Source organism: Acinetobacter sp. P1(2025) (genome assembly GCF_051390655.1).
GTDB lineage: Bacteria > Pseudomonadota > Gammaproteobacteria > Pseudomonadales > Moraxellaceae > Acinetobacter > Acinetobacter junii.
The window spans coordinates 1-18,723 of sequence record NZ_JBPKBJ010000031.1; the positions used below are offsets into that span (position 1 = coordinate 1).

Annotated in this window: 22 protein-coding genes; 15 read left to right on the plus strand and 7 right to left on the minus strand. The window is 38.9% G+C overall.

Annotation, left to right across the window (positions count from 1 at the left end; all coding sequences use genetic code 11):
- Nucleotides 1-136: 136 nt before the first annotated feature.
- The 7 genes from ACSC97_RS09415 to rplM all read right to left on the minus strand — a co-directional run bounded on the left by ACSC97_RS09415 (nt 137) and on the right by rplM (nt 4,737).
- On the minus strand, nt 137-1,105 hold the full coding sequence (locus ACSC97_RS09415) for a hypothetical protein (protein WP_436660602.1): 969 nt from the start codon (nt 1,103-1,105) through the stop codon (nt 137-139).
- A gap of 150 nt (nt 1,106-1,255) precedes the next feature.
- Complete coding sequence (locus ACSC97_RS09420) at nt 1,256-1,615, minus strand: roadblock/LC7 domain-containing protein (RefSeq protein WP_436660604.1); 360 nt, start codon at nt 1,613-1,615, stop codon at nt 1,256-1,258.
- Nucleotides 1,616-1,999: 384 nt separating this feature from the next.
- Nucleotides 2,000-2,662 carry a hypothetical protein gene (locus tag ACSC97_RS09425; RefSeq protein ID WP_436660605.1) on the minus strand — a complete coding sequence of 221 codons (663 nt, stop codon included), beginning with the start codon at nt 2,660-2,662 and terminating at the stop codon, nt 2,000-2,002.
- Between the two features lie 18 nt (nt 2,663-2,680).
- Nucleotides 2,681-3,106 carry a ClpXP protease specificity-enhancing factor gene (locus tag ACSC97_RS09430; RefSeq protein ID WP_234856869.1) on the minus strand — a complete coding sequence of 142 codons (426 nt, stop codon included), beginning with the start codon at nt 3,104-3,106 and terminating at the stop codon, nt 2,681-2,683.
- A 14-nt stretch (nt 3,107-3,120) separates the two neighbouring features.
- On the minus strand, nt 3,121-3,777 hold the full coding sequence (locus ACSC97_RS09435) for a glutathione S-transferase N-terminal domain-containing protein (protein ID WP_042891240.1): 657 nt from the start codon (nt 3,775-3,777) through the stop codon (nt 3,121-3,123).
- A 132-nt stretch (nt 3,778-3,909) separates the two neighbouring features.
- A complete protein-coding gene (gene rpsI / locus ACSC97_RS09440) occupies nt 3,910-4,296 on the minus strand; it encodes a 30S ribosomal protein S9 (protein WP_004675485.1) in 387 nt (128 codons plus the stop codon).
- A 12-nt stretch (nt 4,297-4,308) separates the two neighbouring features.
- A complete protein-coding gene (gene rplM, locus ACSC97_RS09445; RefSeq protein WP_004950297.1) occupies nt 4,309-4,737 on the minus strand; it encodes a 50S ribosomal protein L13 in 429 nt (142 codons plus the stop codon).
- A 261-nt stretch (nt 4,738-4,998) separates the two neighbouring features.
- Between rplM and ACSC97_RS09450 the strand changes: the two genes are divergently transcribed.
- The 15 genes from ACSC97_RS09450 (at nt 4,999) to bamB (ending at nt 18,571) form a co-directional block, all read left to right on the plus strand.
- Complete coding sequence (locus ACSC97_RS09450) at nt 4,999-5,667, plus strand: hypothetical protein (RefSeq protein ID WP_436660608.1); 669 nt, start codon at nt 4,999-5,001, stop codon at nt 5,665-5,667.
- A 152-nt stretch (nt 5,668-5,819) separates the two neighbouring features.
- Nucleotides 5,820-6,788: a 4-hydroxythreonine-4-phosphate dehydrogenase PdxA gene (gene pdxA / locus ACSC97_RS09455; RefSeq protein ID WP_234856873.1), complete on the plus strand. Its 969-nt coding sequence runs from the start codon at nt 5,820-5,822 to the stop codon at nt 6,786-6,788.
- Nucleotides 6,789-6,820: 32 nt separating this feature from the next.
- Nucleotides 6,821-7,633 (plus strand): 16S rRNA (adenine(1518)-N(6)/adenine(1519)-N(6))-dimethyltransferase RsmA, encoded by an 813-nt coding sequence (rsmA, locus tag ACSC97_RS09460; RefSeq protein WP_004950303.1) that lies wholly within the window; start codon nt 6,821-6,823, stop codon nt 7,631-7,633.
- Nucleotides 7,633-8,472 carry a symmetrical bis(5'-nucleosyl)-tetraphosphatase gene (locus tag ACSC97_RS09465; protein ID WP_436660611.1) on the plus strand — a complete coding sequence of 280 codons (840 nt, stop codon included), beginning with the start codon at nt 7,633-7,635 and terminating at the stop codon, nt 8,470-8,472. Before rsmA ends, ACSC97_RS09465 begins: the two co-directional genes overlap by 1 nt.
- A gap of 124 nt (nt 8,473-8,596) precedes the next feature.
- Complete coding sequence (locus tag ACSC97_RS09470; RefSeq protein ID WP_436660613.1) at nt 8,597-9,913, plus strand: glycosyltransferase family 4 protein; 1,317 nt, start codon at nt 8,597-8,599, stop codon at nt 9,911-9,913.
- Between the two features lie 27 nt (nt 9,914-9,940).
- Complete coding sequence (locus tag ACSC97_RS09475; RefSeq protein WP_039047057.1) at nt 9,941-10,492, plus strand: phosphatase PAP2 family protein; 552 nt, start codon at nt 9,941-9,943, stop codon at nt 10,490-10,492.
- 82 nt (nt 10,493-10,574) lie between these two features.
- Nucleotides 10,575-10,775 (plus strand): Fe-S cluster assembly protein IscX, encoded by a 201-nt coding sequence (gene iscX / locus ACSC97_RS09480; protein WP_004652532.1) that lies wholly within the window; start codon nt 10,575-10,577, stop codon nt 10,773-10,775.
- A 107-nt stretch (nt 10,776-10,882) separates the two neighbouring features.
- Nucleotides 10,883-11,314: a nucleoside-diphosphate kinase gene (ndk, locus tag ACSC97_RS09485; RefSeq protein WP_003654870.1), complete on the plus strand. Its 432-nt coding sequence runs from the start codon at nt 10,883-10,885 to the stop codon at nt 11,312-11,314.
- Nucleotides 11,315-11,435: 121 nt separating this feature from the next.
- Entirely contained in the window at nt 11,436-12,671 is a 1,236-nt protein-coding gene (gene rlmN, locus ACSC97_RS09490) for a 23S rRNA (adenine(2503)-C(2))-methyltransferase RlmN (protein ID WP_436660616.1), read from the plus strand.
- A gap of 16 nt (nt 12,672-12,687) precedes the next feature.
- Nucleotides 12,688-13,488 (plus strand): type IV pilus biogenesis/stability protein PilW, encoded by an 801-nt coding sequence (pilW, locus tag ACSC97_RS09495; RefSeq protein ID WP_004908991.1) that lies wholly within the window; start codon nt 12,688-12,690, stop codon nt 13,486-13,488.
- Entirely contained in the window at nt 13,479-14,270 is a 792-nt protein-coding gene (locus ACSC97_RS09500) for a RodZ domain-containing protein (RefSeq protein WP_436660619.1), read from the plus strand. Before pilW ends, ACSC97_RS09500 begins: the two co-directional genes overlap by 10 nt.
- 24 nt (nt 14,271-14,294) lie before the next feature.
- Nucleotides 14,295-15,410 (plus strand): flavodoxin-dependent (E)-4-hydroxy-3-methylbut-2-enyl-diphosphate synthase, encoded by a 1,116-nt coding sequence (ispG, locus tag ACSC97_RS09505; RefSeq protein ID WP_004908985.1) that lies wholly within the window; start codon nt 14,295-14,297, stop codon nt 15,408-15,410.
- The gene (gene hisS / locus ACSC97_RS09510) at nt 15,407-16,699 is read left to right on the plus strand and encodes a histidine--tRNA ligase (RefSeq protein WP_436660621.1); all 1,293 of its coding nucleotides are present in this window, start codon (nt 15,407-15,409) and stop codon (nt 16,697-16,699) included. The genes ispG and hisS overlap by 4 nt, the downstream gene beginning before the upstream one ends.
- A gap of 31 nt (nt 16,700-16,730) precedes the next feature.
- A complete protein-coding gene (locus ACSC97_RS09515; protein WP_436660623.1) occupies nt 16,731-17,429 on the plus strand; it encodes a YfgM family protein in 699 nt (232 codons plus the stop codon).
- A complete protein-coding gene (gene bamB, locus ACSC97_RS09520) occupies nt 17,429-18,571 on the plus strand; it encodes an outer membrane protein assembly factor BamB (protein ID WP_436660625.1) in 1,143 nt (380 codons plus the stop codon). The genes ACSC97_RS09515 and bamB overlap by 1 nt, the downstream gene beginning before the upstream one ends.
- The last annotated feature ends 152 nt before the right edge of the window (nt 18,572-18,723 follow it).

Sequence of the window (18,723 nt, forward strand, 5' to 3'; positions counted from 1 at the left end):
CATATAAATGGGTAGAGTACAGGTTGCTGTAGAAGCATGTTTAATTCGTCTAATCACAGATACTTTATAAAGCATTTTAATACTTTTTTGAATCTGTCAATGCGTAAGTCCTATTGTTGAAGAATCATAGAATTCCTTATAGCCCAAATCGGCGTCGGATTTTGCCGAAAAACTTATTTAAAAAGCCTTGTTCGTTAGGGGCTTTGGTTTCCTCTAATTTTAAATAATGACTTTCTGACGCTGGGATAACTCCGCCATTATTTGAAATAATGCATGCGGAAATAAATTGTTGAACCGTTTGAATAGGGAGTTTGAGTTGCGTAGCAACCTGTGAAAGTTGTGCTCCTTGTATAAAACATGCTGAAAGTAAAAGTGCAATTTTTCGATCTCTGCTTTGATGTGGTTGAGGCCAATACTCAATTTTGTAATATTCGTTTTCTTTAGGCGATAGCTTTTGAAATTCAGAAGAATGCCAAAAAAGATTCCATAACCAGTCTTGTAAGTCATATTCGACTTTACGAGAAACCTTAGTAAAATCAGATGTAGTAGCAAATTTATAGTTAAAACTAAGATTTGTTTGTGTATTTAGTCGAGTTGGCTCTAACCATGCAATTTGGCTACGTGTATCAATGATGGCTAAAGTGCCATGATCATCAAAGATGTGTAATCTTGCATTTTCTGGATTAAACATTTCAGCAAGAAATTTTTCATTTATTGCATCATGTTCTATCTTCAATTCATTTGTAGTTTGTTGTGGTTGGTGACTAGCCAAATAACTTAATAATCGATGTTGAATCCAGTTTTTTAATGCATCTCCTTGCTGAAATGGCAGATAAAGTGTGTTGTTTTCTTCTATCGTTGATGAATCGTGATGTCCTTTAGATACTTTTAAGCAGGGTAATTGTTTTTCTTTAATAATTCGTTGGATACCTTCAGTATCAAAAAAATTTTCATTTATTAGTAGCAAGTCTATATTTGGATCGGCGATGTTTATCCAATTAATGCCAAATTCATTCGGTATTGTTTTTCTAAGTTCTATTTTTAATTCGTCTGAAACTTTTAAACTTATACCTGAAATTGCGATATTAATGCAATGTCCATTCATAGTATCACTTTAATGTTTTATAAAAAATTGGACTGCACAAAATTAGTCATAATTAATGACTAATAATAGACCTCTCATATATTTTTATATTTTAATGGAATATAAAAATATACAAGAAGTCTAGTATATAATGTAACTAGATAATACTAATTAAGCAAAATCTAATTCTTTTTCAAACGTTTTAAGTTCGTGACGAGCCATAGCAAGGTTTGACTTGCTGCGGTCTAAAACAAGATAAACGAACAAATTGCCATTGCTTTCTAGAGGACGAATAAGGTGATAAGCCTTACCTAAAGTAATCAAAATATCTTCGATATCATCGTTAAGTTTCAATGAGTTAGCTACACGACGCTTTGCGCGGATTACTTCTGTATTACCAGCTGCTGCTAGTTCTAAATCAATTGATCCCCCACCTTGAGTTGCTAGTGCTAAACCGCTTTCTGTATCTACTAACGCTGCTGCAACGAACCCATCAATATTTGTTAAGCTTTCTAGTGAAATTTTAGCCATGATATTATCTCTACTAATACATCTTGTTTATGAATTTATATTCCCTACTTTTGTTTTAGATTATTCTTCAAAAGCAGTTAATATCATTATAGGAATCTATATAATTAAATCAATTGGGCTTTAAAATAATTTAATTCACAAGATGGCTGTAAATTGACAATTTTTGTCAAGCTATCAAAATAAAATAATAATTGAGGATTATATTTTAGTTTTATTGTGAGTTATTTCACATAAATAAATAGGTTTAAGTAGTTTTTTTGATTGTAAATAAATGTAAATAGAATGTTAATTAGACAAGCTTAAAGATTTTTTAAGAAAAATGAGTATGCTTATAAAGTATTGATTCGGCAGGTAATAAATACCTGCTGAATTTTTCTGACGTGTTTAGTTGATCATTAATTGACTGTATGAACAATACATAAATAGCAAAATGACCAATGCAACAAATGGTGAAACAATGTACGCCCATTTTGGCGAGTCAATCATGTTTGTTTCATTTTCTTCAGTAATGTCATTATGATGCGGTTGTGCTTGATTTACCATTTGATTGAACTCCTGCATGGTTGCTTCTAATGAAATATCTATTTGCTCAACTGGTTTTGAGCCAATTAACTCATTTAATTGAGCACTTGACCAAACCCAATCATCTGCCTGGCCAGAAAGATGTTCGATTTGTCCTAATAACAATTCTGACATCCCAATTTGACCAAAATGACCTGTTTGATCGAGTTGATTTAATTCATTGAGTTGAAGAACAAGAATCTCTGAAATACTTGTTTCTAAGTCATTAGGAGCTAGTGCTGACTGATTATGCTGTGAGGTCGTAAGGTGTCTAGCTATTTCTTGTATATACAAAGGATCTGATGTTTTGATTTCTTGATATAATTTCTTAGCGTTTTGCTTCCACAGACTAACTAGGCGAGCAAGTGCAAGAGCATTGATCTCCTGAATGAATACAGCCTTTTCTTTTACCGAATACTGATTTAAGAGTTGAGGTTTTTGAAATTTTATTTGTTCAGCAAAATATTGGACTAGGTCAAACGCCATATTCGATTTCCTTTTATTTTAATCTAAAATTCTAAGGGACGGTTTTTTCTTACTTGGTTCAGCAACTTCTGTTGATGGAGCTGCTTCAGCAATATTGTTTGTTTCTACAGCATCATATTCGCTTGGGTCAAAAAATAACCCCTGACCATTTTCTCTCGCATAAATGCCCAAGACAGCTTGAATGGGAACGTAAATGTCTTTTGCTACACCACCAAAACGCGCTGAGAAAGTAATGGCCTCATTACTCATATGTAATTGATGAATAGCATGTGGCGCCAAATTCAAAACAATTTGACCATCTTTCACAAATTGTAAGGGCACTTCGGTATGAGGTTGGGTTGCGTCTACGAGTAGATATGGTGTGAGTTGGTTATCACAGATCCATTCATAAATTGCGCGTGCAAGATATGGGCGTGTAGGGCTGAAATTCAATTGCTCTGACATAACTTATAAGCTTATTAAATCGTTGAAATTAACTCATTGTAGCTGTTTTTTTCTTGTGCTGTCATTGATTTGATAAATGCTGGTCTGTTGAAGACGCGGTGACAGTAAAGAAAAATAGGTCGGCAGTGCTGTTGGGGTAATTCAACCCCCATGTTTTTAAGTCGTAAAAAAATAGGGGCTAAGATACAGTCCAAAATCGAAAATGTTTCAGACATAAAAAAAGGGAAATGTTGAAATAAAGGCGTTAGCGAAATAAGCGTATCTCTTAGCTCTTTTTGTGCTTTTTGCTTAAGTTCTAAATTTAATGTGTCTGCGTGCTTTAGCATGTGATCAGCAAGTTTGAACCAGTCTTGTTCGAAACGCCATATATATTGACGTTGTTCGGCTCTTGCCATCGGTGCGTCAGCATACAGCTTATTTTGACGATATCGATCATCTAGATATTCTGAAATTACGGTAGCTGAAAATAGTTTTAGATTTTGTTCAATCAGCATTGGTAATTGATTGTAGGGGTTAAGATCAGCGAGATCTTCATCTTCATGATCAGTGATAATTAGATGATATTTGATTTGCTTTTCAGCTAATAAGAAACGAATCCAATGTGAGCGGAAATCATCTGCATGACTATACAACGTAATGCCTTGAACAGGCGTATTTTCAACCGATGACATATCACAAAACTAATTATATAAACGTTTTAGCATACTAAAAAAATCATACAAAAGCATCTTTGAATTCTTTTGTTTAATCTAAAATAAAAAACCTCGGAAAAATCCGAGGTTTTTGTCCAATTCGTAAAACGATTAACGTTTAGAGAATTGAGGACGTTTACGAGCTTTACGTAAACCAAGTTTCTTACGTTCAACTTCACGAGCATCACGAGTAACGAAACCAGCTTGACGAAGAGCAGGTTTTAAAGTTTCGTCAGCAGCGATCAATGCACGAGTAATACCGTGACGGATAGCGCCAGCTTGACCACCAATACCACCACCTTTAACAGTGATGTAAAGGTCATATTTTTCAGTTGCTTCTAAAAGCTCTAAAGGCTGACGCACAACCATACGAGCAGTTTCACGACCGAAATATTGCTCTAAAGTACGATTGTTGATTACGAGTTTACCTGTACCAGCTGATAAGAAAACACGTGCAGTTGCGGTCTTACGGCGACCTGTACCATAGTTAGTAGCCATGTGCTGTATCCCTTAGATGTCCAAAACTTGTGGCTGTTGAGCTGTGTGAGGATGCTCAGCACCAGCATACACTTTCATTTTCTTGATCATAGCATAACCAAGAGGACCTTTTGGCAACATACCTTTTACAGCGCGTTGGAAAATTTCTTCTGGTTTGTGAGCAACTAACTTTTCAAAGTTAGTTTCACGGATACCACCAGGGAAACCAGTGTGGCGATAATATTTCTTATCTAGAGGCTTGTTACCAGTTACTTGAACTTGTTCAGCATTGATAACAACGATGTAATCACCAGTGTCAACGTGAGGAGTATAAGAAGTTTTGTGCTTACCGCGTAAACGACGAGCGATTTCAGTCGCAAGGCGACCTAAAGTTTTGCCAGAAGCATCAACAACGTACCAGTCGTGTTGAACTTCAGCTGGCTTAGCGCTGAGAGTTTTCATTAACCACTACCTATTATAGTTGGTTTGAGCAAGGAATCGCCCAAACAAAAGGAGACCGAATTCTACATGAATAAATTGATCACCACAACAATAATCCTTTGGAAATGTCATATTTTGTGAATATTCGACCAGTTTTGTAATGTTCTTAAAATTAAGTGTCAGAAACGAATTTTAGCTTGTTAGGTACTCAAAACTGCCCTATTATTTTTATACCAAATATTTAAAAAATAGAAGTACTTATATGTTTTTTGGGGGAATTTGATGGACTCGTCGTTTTTTTTAAAAATTGCCATAGCTGTCTTGCTTTTACAGTTAAGCATAACCCAAACACATGCTCGGAAGCTCTATAAATGGGTGGATAGAAATAGTATTACAAATTATTCAGAATTTCAGCCGAAGGAAGGATCGACACGCAAACTTGAGGTTTTGGAAAGCCGTGGTAACGAACATGTTGATCCGATGATGGCTGTCACAGCTGAAATGAAACCTATCGAAATTCCAGTTGATCCGATGAATCTTCAGGGAACATCGAGTTCAGCTGCTGCAACTCAAACAGTGAAACCTTCGACTCAAACTGTTGTGAAACAAGGAGTGCTTGCTGCTCAGCCTTATACAACTCCAATGAGCAGCACAGTTGTATCAAATGTAATTGAGAAGAAAGAATTACAGACTGAGCTTGTTCAACAAACTAGCGATAAAAAAGAAACTACGATTAATCCTGTGGCTGATAAAGCTGCAAGCACTGTAGTTGTGACTGAGAAAACTGCGAATACAACGATCACTATTGAGAAAAAGGAAAAGCCGCAAGCAATCGTGGTTGCTCAACCTGAGAAAAAAGATAAGCCTAAAATTAATCCATGGACGAGAACACCAACTTTCTCACCTTCTAACTTAGTGCCATCTAATTTGCCAAAAGTAAAAGTGCCTTGAGCAAGATAAATTCAATTTGTGAATACTTTTTAAAATTTTGCTCAAATTATTTTTGATATTTCACTGAGTACCAAAAATAAAGCAAATGCACTCAATCAAAATTTAATAGCGGTATATAATAGTTAGAATTGAAATCAAGTTAGGTCTGTAAGATGCTGCCGTTATATGTCACGTCAGGTGAGCCAGCTGGCATCGGTCCTGATATTTGTCTTAATTTGGCAAATAGAGAAGATCTGCGTCCCGTTGTCGTTTTAGCTGATATAGATATGTTGAAACAGCGGATAGAACAACTCGGGCTTGAGGTTGAATTAGTTCTATACTCAGGCCAGACTGAACCGAGTTTGAATGGTCAATTATACGTCGAGCATATTGCTCTTGCTAAACCTGTTATTTTAGGCTGTTTAGATGCCGAGAATGCTTCTTATGTATTAGAACAACTTCATCGTTCAGCTGATTATGCCTTGTCTGGAAAAAGCGTAGGTGTTGCGACAGCTCCTGTACAAAAGTCGATTATCAATGATGCAGGCATTGTCTTTAGTGGACATACTGAATATTACCAAGAGTTTGCTCACGTTGATCGTGTTGTGATGATGCTAGCAACTAAAACTTTACGTGTAGCATTGGCGACAACGCATTTACCATTACGTAATGTTCCAGACGCCATTACTCAAGAGCGATTACATCAAGTCATTGATATCTTGATTCATGATTTAAAAACAAAATTTAAAATTAACCAACCACGTATTTTGGTATGTGGGTTGAATCCGCATGCAGGTGAAGATGGTTATTTAGGACGTGAAGAGATTGATGTGATCAATCCTGTTTTGGAAGAGTATCGTGCTCAAGGTGTCCAAATGAGTCTGAGCTTACCAGCAGATACTTTATTTACCTCTGAAAATTTAAAAGATGCGGATGCAGTTTTAGCCATGTATCACGATCAAGGTTTACCTGTGCTAAAATCACAGGGCTTTGGTGAAGCAGTCAATATTACTTTAGGCTTGCCATTTATTCGAACTTCGGTTGATCATGGTACAGCACTTTCTCTTGCTGGTACTGGGCAAGCAAAAGCGTCTAGCTTGCATGTCGCAGTTGATTTAGCACTTGATCTCGCTCGTGATTGATTAACGAGCCAATTATTCGCATTGGAATTATTATGTATCAAATTAATGCCCTAAACCCTAAAGATGAAGGGCATCAGGCTCGAAAACGTTTTGGTCAAAACTTTTTACATGATCAACGTGTGATTGCCAAAATTGTACGCTCAGTGAATCCTCGTGCGGGCGATAATATAGTTGAAATTGGTCCAGGTTTAGCGGCTTTGACTTCACCCTTGATCGGTGAGTGCGATGCTTTAACCGTAGTCGAACTTGACCGAGATTTGGCAGCAGGTTTGCCTGGTCGAGTACCACATCCAGAGCGACTCACTATTGTTGAAGCAGATGCTTTGAAATATGACTTTACCCAATTATTCCAAGAAGGGCGTCCGCTCCGCGTAGTAGGGAATTTACCGTACAATATTTCAACGCCATTGCTTTTTCATCTCTTAGAGTTTGGCGATAAAGTCAAAGACATGCATTTCATGCTGCAGAAAGAAGTAGTGGATCGTATTACTGCCGAGCCAAACACCAAAGAATATGGACGTTTATCTGTAATGATTCAGTATTACTGTAAACCAACGTTCTTATTTGAAGTGCCACCAGGTTCCTTTAACCCACCACCTAAAGTGACTTCAGCCGTGTTTCGTTTGGAGCCTTATGAGACGAAGCCAATTATTGCAAAAAATGAAAAAGCTTTGGCTCGCTTAGTTGGGCACGTCTTTACACAACGTCGTAAAACATTGCGTAATAGTTTGAAAGGTATGTTGGCTGAAGACGGCTTTGAAAAAGCTGGTGTAGATCCGATGGCTCGTCCTGAAACATTAAGTTTGGCTGACTTTGTGGCTTTATCTGACCAAATGGTGTCTTGATGTCTAAACGCTATAACTATGTGATTGGTGATGTGCAGGGTTGCTTTGAAGCATTAAAAGCACTTTTAAAAGAGATCCGTTTCGATCCTGATCAGGATTTTCTTTGGTTTGCTGGTGATTTGGTCGCGCGTGGTGAAAACTCGGTCGGTGTATTGCGTTTCGTCAAAAAACTTGCTGATCGTGGTGCTGCTGCTACTGTATTAGGTAATCATGATCTGACCTTGATCGCCTGTGCACGTGGGTTTAAGAAAATCAAAGACAAAGATCGGACTCAAGATGTAATTGATGCGATTGATGGTGATGAACTCATCGATTGGTTGCGTAAACAGCCATTAAGTGTGTCGCCTAATTCCACTACGCTTATTACCCATGCTGGGATTCCCCATATTTGGTCAGCTGAAAAAACCGTGGAGCTTGCTCAAGAGGTGCAACACGCTGTCGGACATGAAGATCTGGGCGTTTTGGATGCTTTTCTGCGAGAAATGTATGGAGAGCAACCTGATTTGTGGACTGATGAATTATCGGGTGCTGAGCGTTTACGATGTATTACCAATTATCTGACTCGTATGCGTTTAACGGATATTGATGGACGTTTAGAGTTTAAATTTAAAGATGCTTTAGATGTTCCAATGCCTGAAGGGTTTAAGCCTTGGTTTGAATATGAGAGTTTGGCTGCGAAAACACACCATATTATTTTTGGGCATTGGGCAGCTTTACAGGGAAAAACAATTAACGCCAACATTCAGAATGTAGATGGTGGTTGTGTTTGGGGGCAGCAGTTGCTTGCATATCGTTTAGAAGATCAGCAGATCTTTGCGATAGATAATCCAATACAATAGTTTTTCTATATTTTATAAAATGCCCAGTATTTATCCGATATTGGGCATTTGTTGTTATAGCTTGTCAAAAAACTGTCATATCCTGATCATTAAAGTGTCAAAAAATATTTATAAGCTTTAAAACATGAAAATAACGACACAAATGGATGGCGATATGCAAAGTACATACGCGACATCTCTTTTAGAGCAAGAACAGTTTCCTGAAAGCTTTAAGTTTTACTTTAAAAGGAAGCAACTTAAAAACAAACAAGATGAATTGTCTGAACTTCGAGATTTAGTTCGCCCACGTTTAAGAATCGCAATCGTTACTGAAACTTGGCCACCAGAAATTAATGGTGTCGCGATGTCGATGATGCAATTGTGTCAAGGATTACAAAGATTAGGGCATAAAATTTTATTGGTACGCCCGATCCAAAAAGAAGTATGTACAGAATTTCACCCTGATCAAGAGTGCTTAGTGCTGTCACAACCTGTACCCAAATACCCAAGTGTTCAGTTCGGTTGGCCACAATATCTTAAAGTTTCCAAAGCTTTTGAAAATTTCGCGCCAGATGTTGTGCATATCGTGACAGAGGGGCCATTAGGTTTAACAGCCTTACAAGCTGCGAAAAGTAAAAAAATTGCAGTCTCAAGTGGATTTCATTCAGCTTTCCATGATTTTAGTCGTTTTTTTGATTTGGCTTTTTTAGTCAAACCCATCCAGCGATATCTAACATGGTTTCATAACAGTACTGACGTAACCTGTGTCCCTAGCCAATTTACTGAACAAGCATTACGCAGTTTTGGTGTGACATGTCCGTTGGTCGTGGTTGGTCGTGGAGTGGATGTAGAAAAATTTTCGCCCAAGCATCGCTCTCAAAAACTACGTCAAAGTTGGGGGGCTGATACAGATACTCGCGTGATGCTATATGTGGGTCGTTTATCTCCTGAAAAAGAAGTAGATGTTCTCATTAAGAGCTTTCATGCATTACAAGCTCAGCAAGGTTGCAATATTAAGTTTGTGATCGTTGGCGATGGTCCTGATCGTTTCCGTCTAACAAAATTAGCAAACTCAAAAAATATTATTTTTACTGGTAATTTGAGTGGACAAGATCTTGCCGCTGCTTACGCGAGTGCGGACGTTTTTACCTTCGCTAGTCAGGCAGATACGTTTGGGAATGTAGTTTTAGAAGCGATAGCAAGTGGTCTAGCCGTTGTTGCTTATGATTATGTTTGTGCTCATCAGCACGTCAAACATGGTCAGACCGGGTGGCTAACACCTTTGGGTAACACAACTGAATTTGTTGAATTAATCTGTAATTTACCTGCGATAACGCAATTGAGAGCAATGGGACAACTGGCAAGTGAAAGTGTTCAGTCGAATAGTTGGCAGTATCCCGTACAACAATTAGAACAAGCACTGTATCAGGTCGCAAAGGAGTCTCCCATGACCGTGACTTAAGCAATTCTCATTAAGAGGAGAAAAAATATGAAATTTGAAAATGCAAAAATAAAAATGCTCGATCTCGATTTAAAAGGCTGTGTTTACCTTAACCATCTATCACAGTCACAACGTATTGCACTATTTTTTAAAACGATTAGTCGTTTGGGAGATGGACCATTTTGGTATATCATGTTGTTGTCTGTTTGGACAATGCAGGGTGTGGCATACGGTCTGAATATACTCTATCTCGTTGTGATGGGTTCTATAGGGACACTCATTTATAAATTCTTGAAAAATAAAACGACCCGTCCTCGACCTTATCAAGTGCATCAGGTGATTGTACTAGGTGAGCGACCTTTAGATCATTTTAGCTTTCCTTCGGGGCACACTTTGCACGCAGTGATGGTGACAATCACATTAGGTTATATACAACCACTTTTACTCATTCTGATGTTGCCGTTTACCATACTGGTCGCTTTATCTCGTATGGTGCTTGGTCTGCATTATCCGAGTGATGTGATTGTTGGTGCGATCATTGGTGCATCGGTAGCTAGCACCATTATCTTACTCGCGCCAAGTTTTAACGTGATTTTGTGATGTTTTTGATGGTCATCACTATCTCTTAAAACACATCATTTGTTAAAGTACGTTCAATAATCACATTCTATTAGGTTAACTCATGGGTTTACGTTGGACAGATACGATTGATATTGCGATTGAACTCACTGAAGCACATCCAGATGTGGATCCACAATGGATTCGTTTTACTGATTTACATGCATGGGTTTGCGCATTACCAGACTTTAGCGATGATCCAAATAAGTCGACAGAGGGTTTGCTTGAAGCCATTCAAATGGCTTGGTTAGACGAAGTTCGTTAAAAATTTATCAGAAATCTCAGAACTTTTAGATATTCAAGCTGATTATTAACGATTACATCGGTATAATGCGGCAAATTTTTTTAGTTTACACATAATAGGAGTCAATCATGGCGATTGAACGTACTTTATCTATCGTAAAACCAGATGCAGTTTCTAAAAACCACATCGGTGACATTTTTGCTCGTTTCGAAAAAGCGGGTTTGAAAATCGTTGCGACTAAAATGAAACACCTTTCTCAAGCTGATGCTGAAGGTTTTTATGCAGAGCACAAAGAACGTGGTTTCTTTGGTGATTTAGTTGCTTTCATGACTTCTGGTCCAGTTGTTGTATCAGTTCTTGAAGGTGAAAATGCAGTTCTTGCTCACCGCGAAATCTTAGGTGCTACAAACCCTAAAGAAGCTGCTCCAGGTACGATTCGTGCTGACTTCGCTGTAAGCATTGATGAAAATGCTGCTCACGGTTCTGACTCAGTAGCTTCTGCTGAGCGTGAAATCGCTTACTTCTTTGCTGATAACGAGATTTGCCCACGCACTCGTTAATCCAAAGTATTCAAGCCAGATAAGTGGTATACTACTTATCTGGTTTTTTGTTTTTTATAGATTGAATTGTGTGGATAATGCACAATATTTTCTAGTGCTGATATCGTTTAGGTAAATATACATGAGTTCTGCAGTGGTCGTTTCATCAGAAAATTTGGATGAAAAACAACAGTCTGTTTCTACATCTGTCGTCCAAGCTGCCGATAAAAAAGTAAACTTACTTGGCATGTCACGTACAGAATTAGAGACCTTTTTTGAAGAATTAGGTGAAAAGAAGTTTCGCGCTGGTCAAGTGATGAAATGGATTCATCAATATTTTGTTACTGATTTTGCTGAGATGACCAATATCTCCGGCAAACTTCGCGAAAAATTAGAAAAAATTTGTGAAATCAAAGCTCCTGAAGTTGTACACCGTAATTATTCTAAAGACGGCACTCGTAAATGGGTTTTCCGTGTAGGAGATGGTGCGGGGTCTTTAGTTGAGACTGTACTCATTCCAGCAGAAGATAAAACGGGTGCGCGTAAAACACTTTGTATTTCATCTCAGGTTGGATGTGCGCTTGATTGTTCATTCTGTTCAACGGGTAAACAAGGTTTCCAACGTGACTTAACACCTGCTGAAATTATTGGTCAGCTTTGGATGGCAAATTATTCTTATATGGAAGATGTGCCTGTAGCTGAGCGCGAAAGAACTGTAACTAATGTCGTAATGATGGGTATGGGTGAGCCATTACTGAATTATGATGCGGTGTTGAGTTCTATGCAGTTGATGCTAGATGATTTCGCATATGGGATGTCTAAACGTCGTGTAACTTTATCGACCTCGGGTGTAGTACCGAAGATTGACCAACTCGCACAAGATATTGATGTTGCTTTGGCAATTTCTTTACATGCGCCAAATGATGAGTTGCGTAACGAGTTAGTACCAATTAATAAAAAATACCCATTGGCACAGTTAATCGCTGCTTGTCAGCGCTATTTAGCCAAAGATGGTAATGAAAGCGCACGTCGTCATGTCACGATTGAATATGTCATGCTTGAAGGTGTCAATGATCAGCCTGAGCATGCTCAACAATTATTAAAATTATTAAAAAATCTACCAAGTAAAATCAACCTGATTCCATTTAATCCATTTCCGCATGCGCCATACGGCCGTTCAAGCAGAAATCGTATTATTGCATTCCAAAAAACTTTGTCTGATGCAGGATTTGTGTGTACGATTCGTCAGACACGTGGTGATGATATTGATGCAGCATGTGGTCAATTGGTTGGGCAAGTTGCAGACCGAACTCGCCGTGCAGAACAATGGAAAAAGAAAGTGGCGCAACGACAAGAAATATTGCGTACACAAGGATAATCTTAGGGGAAAAGCGTTGAATACAACTCGACTAAAAACGATTTTAGCTACTACTGTTGTGTTTACTGTATTAGGTTTGACTGCCTGCCAATCAACAACGTTAAGAAAAGATCCAGAAAAGGCAGTACAAGTCCGAACTCAACTCGCTGCTGAATATATTCGAACACGTGATTTAGATTCAGCGAAACGTTCCCTTGATCAAGCTTTAAAAATTGATCCACGTGATGCTACTGCCAATATGATGATGGGTGTTTTGTTGCAACAAGAAGGCAGCAAACCAAACATGGAGAAAGCAGAAGCTTATTTTAAGCGAGCAATCTCTTCAGAACCCGATAATGCCCAAGCTCGTAATAATTACGGTACATATTTGTATCAAATGCAACGTTATAATGAGGCGATTGAGCAATTTACCGTTGCAGGTGCGACGTTAGGTTACGAACAGCGTTACCAATCGTTGGAAAACTTGGGTCGAATCTATTTAAAACTGGGTGATGTTGCGAATGCTGAAAAATCATTCAAGCAAGCCTTACAAGCAAATCGAAATTCGACAATTTCAATGTTAGAGTTGTCCGAAATTTTCTATTTGCAACAAAATAATAGAGATGCATCGCAACTTTATGAACAATACGTTCGTAATGTCGGGCAGAAAAATCAAGGTGCTCGTGCACTTTGGATCGGTATACGCATTGCTCGAGCGAATGCGGATCAATTAGGAATGCAAGTATTAGTGAATCAAATGCGTGCTTTATTTCCTGATAGTCCAGAATATCAACGTTATTTGCAATTACAGTACAGTACTGAGGCCGTATGGAAATAAATCCAAATTCACATCAGCCAACTGGCTCAACCTCACCTTCGTCTACGTTAGGAAATATTCAACGACCAGGTGAGTATTTGCGTCAAATTCGTATTGCACAAAAGAAAGAACTTGAAGAGATTGCAAACGTTTTGAATATGCCTGTTAAAACGTTAACGGCATTAGAGCAAGATGATTATAAATCATTGCCAGAAGCAACTTTCATCAAAGGTTACTATCGTGCGTATGCCAAATGCTTAAATGCAGATGCCAGTGTGATCATTCAACGCTTTGATGAAATCTACGCAAACGATACAGGCTTAAAAGCAAATCATGCTTTGAATAACTCTCCAATTAAAATTATGGGGAAACTTTCAGGCTCTAAAAGTGTACGTAATCGTAAATGGCTAAAACGTTTATCGATTTTAGTTGCTGTACTTGTTTTGGGGTGGTTGGCTGTAATGGCTGTACAGAACTGGACCTCAAGTCAAAAAGATGAAGTTGATGTACCAAAAGTGACGAATTCAGATGTCGAAATTCTTCCAATGGGCAATACCGTAACTACTTCAGGTGATCAGTTGGTGCTTAGTTTTAGTCGTCCAACATCAGTTCATATTGTTGATGCGACTGGTAAAGTGTTGGCAACAGGTCGTCAATCATCTACATTGACACTCAGTGGTGAGTCACCATTCCAAATACGTTTGGATGATGCAACTGCTGTGTCATTGAGTTTAAACCAAGAGCAAATCTCCTTATCTCCATACACCGTTAATGGAAAAGCAGAATTCCGTTTGTCTCGTTAATGCCAAATAGAGTAGAGCTATACGATGATTGTGAACCCAATTAAGCGCCGCCCGACACGAAAAATTCGTGTTGGTTCGGTGTATGTCGGTGGTGATGCGCCGATTAGTGTTCAAAGTATGACAAATACAGAAACTTGTGATGTCGATGCCACAGTTGCACAAATTCAGCGTTGTGTAGATGCAGGTGCCGATATCATGCGTGTTTCAGTGCCATCTATGGAGGCTGCTGAAGCTTTCGGTGCGATTAGAAAACGCGTTTCGGTTCCTTTGGTTGCTGATATTCATTTTGACCATCGTATTGCTTTGGCTGTCGCGGATTACGGGGCAGATTGTCTTCGTATCAACCCAGGTAATATTGGCTCAGATCAAAAAGTGCGTGAAGTCGTTGCTGCTGCAAAACATCATGGCATTTCAATTCGTATCGGGGTGAATGCAGGTTCTTTAGAGAAAGATCTGCAAGTCAAATATGGCGAACCAACGGGTCAGGCATTGCTTGAGTCAGCGATGCGTCATATTGATATCTTAGATCGTTTAGACTTTCATGAATTTAAGGTTAGTGTAAAAGCATCGAATGTATTTTTAACTATGGATGCATACCGTTTATTATCACAACAGATTGATAATCCTCTGCATCTCGGTGTGACTGAGGCAGGCATCTATCGTACTGGAACGGTGAAATCAGCAATTGCACTTGGTGGGTTACTGATGGAAGGCATCGGCGATACCATGCGTATCTCGCTAGCTGCAGAACCAGAAGATGAAATTAAAATTGGTTTTGATATTTTAAAATCATTAGGTTTACGTTCGAATGGCATTAATTTCATTGCATGTCCAAGTTGTTCACGTCAAGAATTTAATGTTATTCAAGTGATGCAAGCATTGGAAGAACGTTTGGAAGATATCCGCACACCAATGGACGTATCTGTGATTGGCTGTAAAGTCAACGGACCAGGGGAAGCTAAAGAAGCTGATATTGGTGTCGTTGGTGCGTCGCCGCGTTCACTAGTTTATCGCAATGGTGAAAAAAGCCATTTGATTGATACAAATCAGTTGGTTGATGAAATCGAGTCGATGGTTCGTCAACGTGTTCAAGAGCTTGAAGAAGCAAAATCTAAAGAAATTATTCGTAGTTCATCATGAGTTCAATTGTCGCTATTAAAGGTTTTAATGACACCCTTCCATCGCAAACTGCGGCATGGAGAAGTCTGGAACAACAACTTGCATCTTTGATGGATGCATACGGTTATCAGCAAATTCGTTTACCTATTGTCGAGCAAACTGGTTTATTTAAGCGCGCGATTGGCGATGCAACGGATATCGTTGAAAAAGAAATGTATACCTTTTTTGATAAAGGTAATCCACCTGAATCATTAACCTTACGTCCTGAAGGTACTGCAGGTTGTGTGCGTGCAATGTTGGAACATAACTTACTTCGTGGGGCAACTCCACGTGTATGGTATGTCGGTCCAATGTTCCGCTATGAAAAACCACAAAAAGGTCGCTACCGTCAGTTCCACCAATTTGGTGTCGAAACTTTTGGTGTAGCAACACCAGATATTGATGCTGAAATCATCCTTATGACGGCGCGTTTGTGGAAGCGTATGGGTGTCGCGGATAAAGTTCAACTTGAGTTAAACACTTTAGGCGAAACTGATGAGCGTACAGAATATCGTAATGCATTGGTTGCCTTTCTCAACGAGCATAAAGATGCATTAGATGAGGATTCACAGCGTCGTTTGACTACGAATCCGCTTCGTATCCTAGATTCTAAAATTGAGTCGACACAAAAAATTCTAGAAAATGCACCGAAGCTACATGATTTCTTGAAAGAAGACTCATTAAACCATTTCAACCAATTACAGCAATATTTAACAGATGCTGGCATTCAGTTTGTTATTAATCAAAAGTTAGTACGTGGTTTAGACTACTACAACAAAACTGTATTTGAATGGACAACAACCATGTTGGGTTCACAAGGTACAGTATGTGCTGGTGGTCGTTATGATGGTTTAGTTGGACAACTCAAAGGTAAAGCAGATCAATCGGTTCCTGCAGTCGGCTTTGCGATGGGGATGGAGCGTTTGCTACTTTTACTTGAGCAAGTTGAGCAAGCTAAACCAGTTCGTGATTGTGAAGTGTTCTTGTTGGCTGAGCCTGCTTACCAAGCGAAAGCATTGGTACTGGCTGAACAAGTCCGTGATCAGTTAGAAGCAGTCAACAGTTCGATTCGTTTCAAAACGGGTTCTCAGGGCAGCATGAAGAGCCAAATGAAAAAAGCGGATCAATCTGGCGCGATCTATGCGGTGATTTTAGGTGAGCGTGAGTGGGAATCACGACAACTTCTGGTTAAAGAGCTTGCGACAGGGGAACAATCTCAGGTTGCGGTTACTGAATTGACAGCATTTTTGCTCGAAAAATTTAAACAATAAATTGCACAATATTTAGGAAAAGGACAATCACATGAGCTTAAGTGATGAAGAACAACTCGACAGTTTAAAGTCGTTTGCCAAAAAATATGGTTCTGCCATGATTAGCGGAATTCTCATTGCCTTGATTGCCTTTTTTGGTTGGGAATATTGGCAAAAAAAGAATTTGGCTGAATCACAGAATCAAACAGCTAAAGTCCAAAAGCTCATGGACGAAGCTAAAGCGGTTGCGGGTCAACCCAATGCTTTTGCGACGGTATCAGAAGCTGCTGATAAGATTGTGAAAGATGATGCTGATTCAGTGCAAGCAATTCAGACGCAATTCATTTTGGCTAAGCTAGCATATGAAAAACAAGATTATGCTGCAGCTGAAAAAGCATTAAAGAAAGTCGAAAACTCAAAAGTTAAAGATGCAGGTTTAATGCAAATTGTGAAAATACGTTTAGCTGATTCTCAATTGGCTCAGAAAAAATATGATGAGGCTCTAAAAACCTTATCTAATGTTTCTGAACCTGCTTTTAAAGCAACAGTAGATGAGTTGCGTGGCGATATTTATGTTGCTAAAAAAGATGTTGAATCTGCACGTAAGGCGTATCAAAGTGCATGGAATAATGTACTTAAACGTAAGCAAGAACGTCAGCTTTTACAAATTAAACTCGAAAGTGTTGGCGTTTTAGTAGATGATCCTGATTTTGAACGCCCAATCTTAGATACTAAAGTGGATGAGTCTTAATGCAGAATATACTAAAACTCCCTTTGGCAATTGCAGTTGCTTCAGCCTTATTGGTTGGATGTTCGAGCAACAAAGTTAAAGAAGCAAAACCGAACCCTTTGCCAAAAATACAGCAACAACAAAGTCTTAACCTTGTATTTTCGCAAAGTGTTTCTTCAACGAATGCTGCTGAAGCATTACGTTTGCAATTGGACACAGATAACGGTGTGATTTTTGCGATTGATCCGGACGGTCAGGTTTCTGCTTACAAAGGTAAAGATCGACTTTGGAAAAGTAAAATTACCAAACAAGAGCTAACTGCTGGCGTGGAAGCTGCTGAAGGCATCGTGATTATCGGCAACCGAAAAGGTCAATTATTTGCTCTTGATCAAATGACTGGCGAACAAAAGTGGACAGCACAATTGTCTGGTGCCATTTTATCTCCATCATTAATCCAATCAGGGCGTGTGATTACGATTGCAAATGACGGTACTGTTTTTGCTCATGATGCAGCTACAGGGCAGCAAGTTTGGGCTTATAAATTACCAAATGTTCAATTCAGTCTACGTGGTCAACCAGCACCAGTGGCATTAGATGAGCGAACAGTTTTAGTGGCTTCTGCAAATGCTTATGTTTATGGCTTGGATGTAATTAGTGGAGTCCCACGTTTCCAACGCCGTGTTGCAATCAGTGAAGGGCGTTCAGACATCCAGCGTTTAATCGACATTGTTGGTGATCCTGTTGTTGCTGGTCAATATTTGGTTACAACAAGCTTCCAAGGTCAAGTCACTGTCACTGACTTAGCGACACAACGTGTGGTGTGGAGCGAGGATGCAAGTAGTACTAATCGTCCTGAAGTCGCAGAAGATAAAGTTTTCATCTCAACTGTTGATGGCAAATTAAATGCTTACAATTTAGCGACAGGTGAGTTGGTTTGGCAAAATGAAGAATTACTGAATCGCCAACTGAGTAACCCAGTTGTACTTGGTCAAAACCTTGTGGTTGGTGATCTAGATGGTGTTTTGCATTTGATTGATCCAGCGTCGGGTAAACTAGTTGGGCGTGCAAAAACCAGCGGTGAAGTGCAGTCCTTACGTGTCATCAATGACCAACTTTATGTGGCAACACGAAAAGGTGCATTAAGCATTTGGCAGAATCGTTAATTTTTCCTACGCTTGTGTTAAAATGTTTAATTAGCAGTTGCTAATAAAAGAATGATCGGGGTATTTGTGTATACAAAACCCCGAATTTTTATTGTGATTTTTTAAATCACCAAAATCTTCCATACTGTTTCTAGAATGCTGTCATCAACGAT

Coding starts and splice junctions, on each gene's coding strand:
- ACSC97_RS09415 (WP_436660602.1), bottom strand. CDS start 1,105: ATGAATGGACATTGCATTAATATCGCAATTTCAGGTATAAGTTTAAAA.
- ACSC97_RS09420 (WP_436660604.1), bottom strand. CDS start 1,615: ATGGCTAAAATTTCACTAGAAAGCTTAACAAATATTGATGGGTTCGTT.
- ACSC97_RS09425 (WP_436660605.1), bottom strand. CDS start 2,662: ATGGCGTTTGACCTAGTCCAATATTTTGCTGAACAAATAAAATTTCAA.
- ACSC97_RS09430 (WP_234856869.1), bottom strand. CDS start 3,106: ATGTCAGAGCAATTGAATTTCAGCCCTACACGCCCATATCTTGCACGC.
- ACSC97_RS09435 (WP_042891240.1), bottom strand. CDS start 3,777: ATGTCATCGGTTGAAAATACGCCTGTTCAAGGCATTACGTTGTATAGT.
- rpsI (WP_004675485.1), bottom strand. CDS start 4,296: ATGGCTACTAACTATGGTACAGGTCGCCGTAAGACCGCAACTGCACGT.
- rplM (WP_004950297.1), bottom strand. CDS start 4,737: ATGAAAACTCTCAGCGCTAAGCCAGCTGAAGTTCAACACGACTGGTAC.
- ACSC97_RS09450 (WP_436660608.1), top strand. CDS start 4,999: ATGGACTCGTCGTTTTTTTTAAAAATTGCCATAGCTGTCTTGCTTTTA.
- pdxA (WP_234856873.1), top strand. CDS start 5,820: ATGCTGCCGTTATATGTCACGTCAGGTGAGCCAGCTGGCATCGGTCCT.
- rsmA (WP_004950303.1), top strand. CDS start 6,821: ATGTATCAAATTAATGCCCTAAACCCTAAAGATGAAGGGCATCAGGCT.
- ACSC97_RS09465 (WP_436660611.1), top strand. CDS start 7,633: ATGTCTAAACGCTATAACTATGTGATTGGTGATGTGCAGGGTTGCTTT.
- ACSC97_RS09470 (WP_436660613.1), top strand. CDS start 8,597: ATGAAAATAACGACACAAATGGATGGCGATATGCAAAGTACATACGCG.
- ACSC97_RS09475 (WP_039047057.1), top strand. CDS start 9,941: ATGAAATTTGAAAATGCAAAAATAAAAATGCTCGATCTCGATTTAAAA.
- iscX (WP_004652532.1), top strand. CDS start 10,575: ATGGGTTTACGTTGGACAGATACGATTGATATTGCGATTGAACTCACT.
- ndk (WP_003654870.1), top strand. CDS start 10,883: ATGGCGATTGAACGTACTTTATCTATCGTAAAACCAGATGCAGTTTCT.
- rlmN (WP_436660616.1), top strand. CDS start 11,436: ATGAGTTCTGCAGTGGTCGTTTCATCAGAAAATTTGGATGAAAAACAA.
- ACSC97_RS09500 (WP_436660619.1), top strand. CDS start 13,479: ATGGAAATAAATCCAAATTCACATCAGCCAACTGGCTCAACCTCACCT.
- ispG (WP_004908985.1), top strand. CDS start 14,295: ATGATTGTGAACCCAATTAAGCGCCGCCCGACACGAAAAATTCGTGTT.
- hisS (WP_436660621.1), top strand. CDS start 15,407: ATGAGTTCAATTGTCGCTATTAAAGGTTTTAATGACACCCTTCCATCG.
- ACSC97_RS09515 (WP_436660623.1), top strand. CDS start 16,731: ATGAGCTTAAGTGATGAAGAACAACTCGACAGTTTAAAGTCGTTTGCC.
- bamB (WP_436660625.1), top strand. CDS start 17,429: ATGCAGAATATACTAAAACTCCCTTTGGCAATTGCAGTTGCTTCAGCC.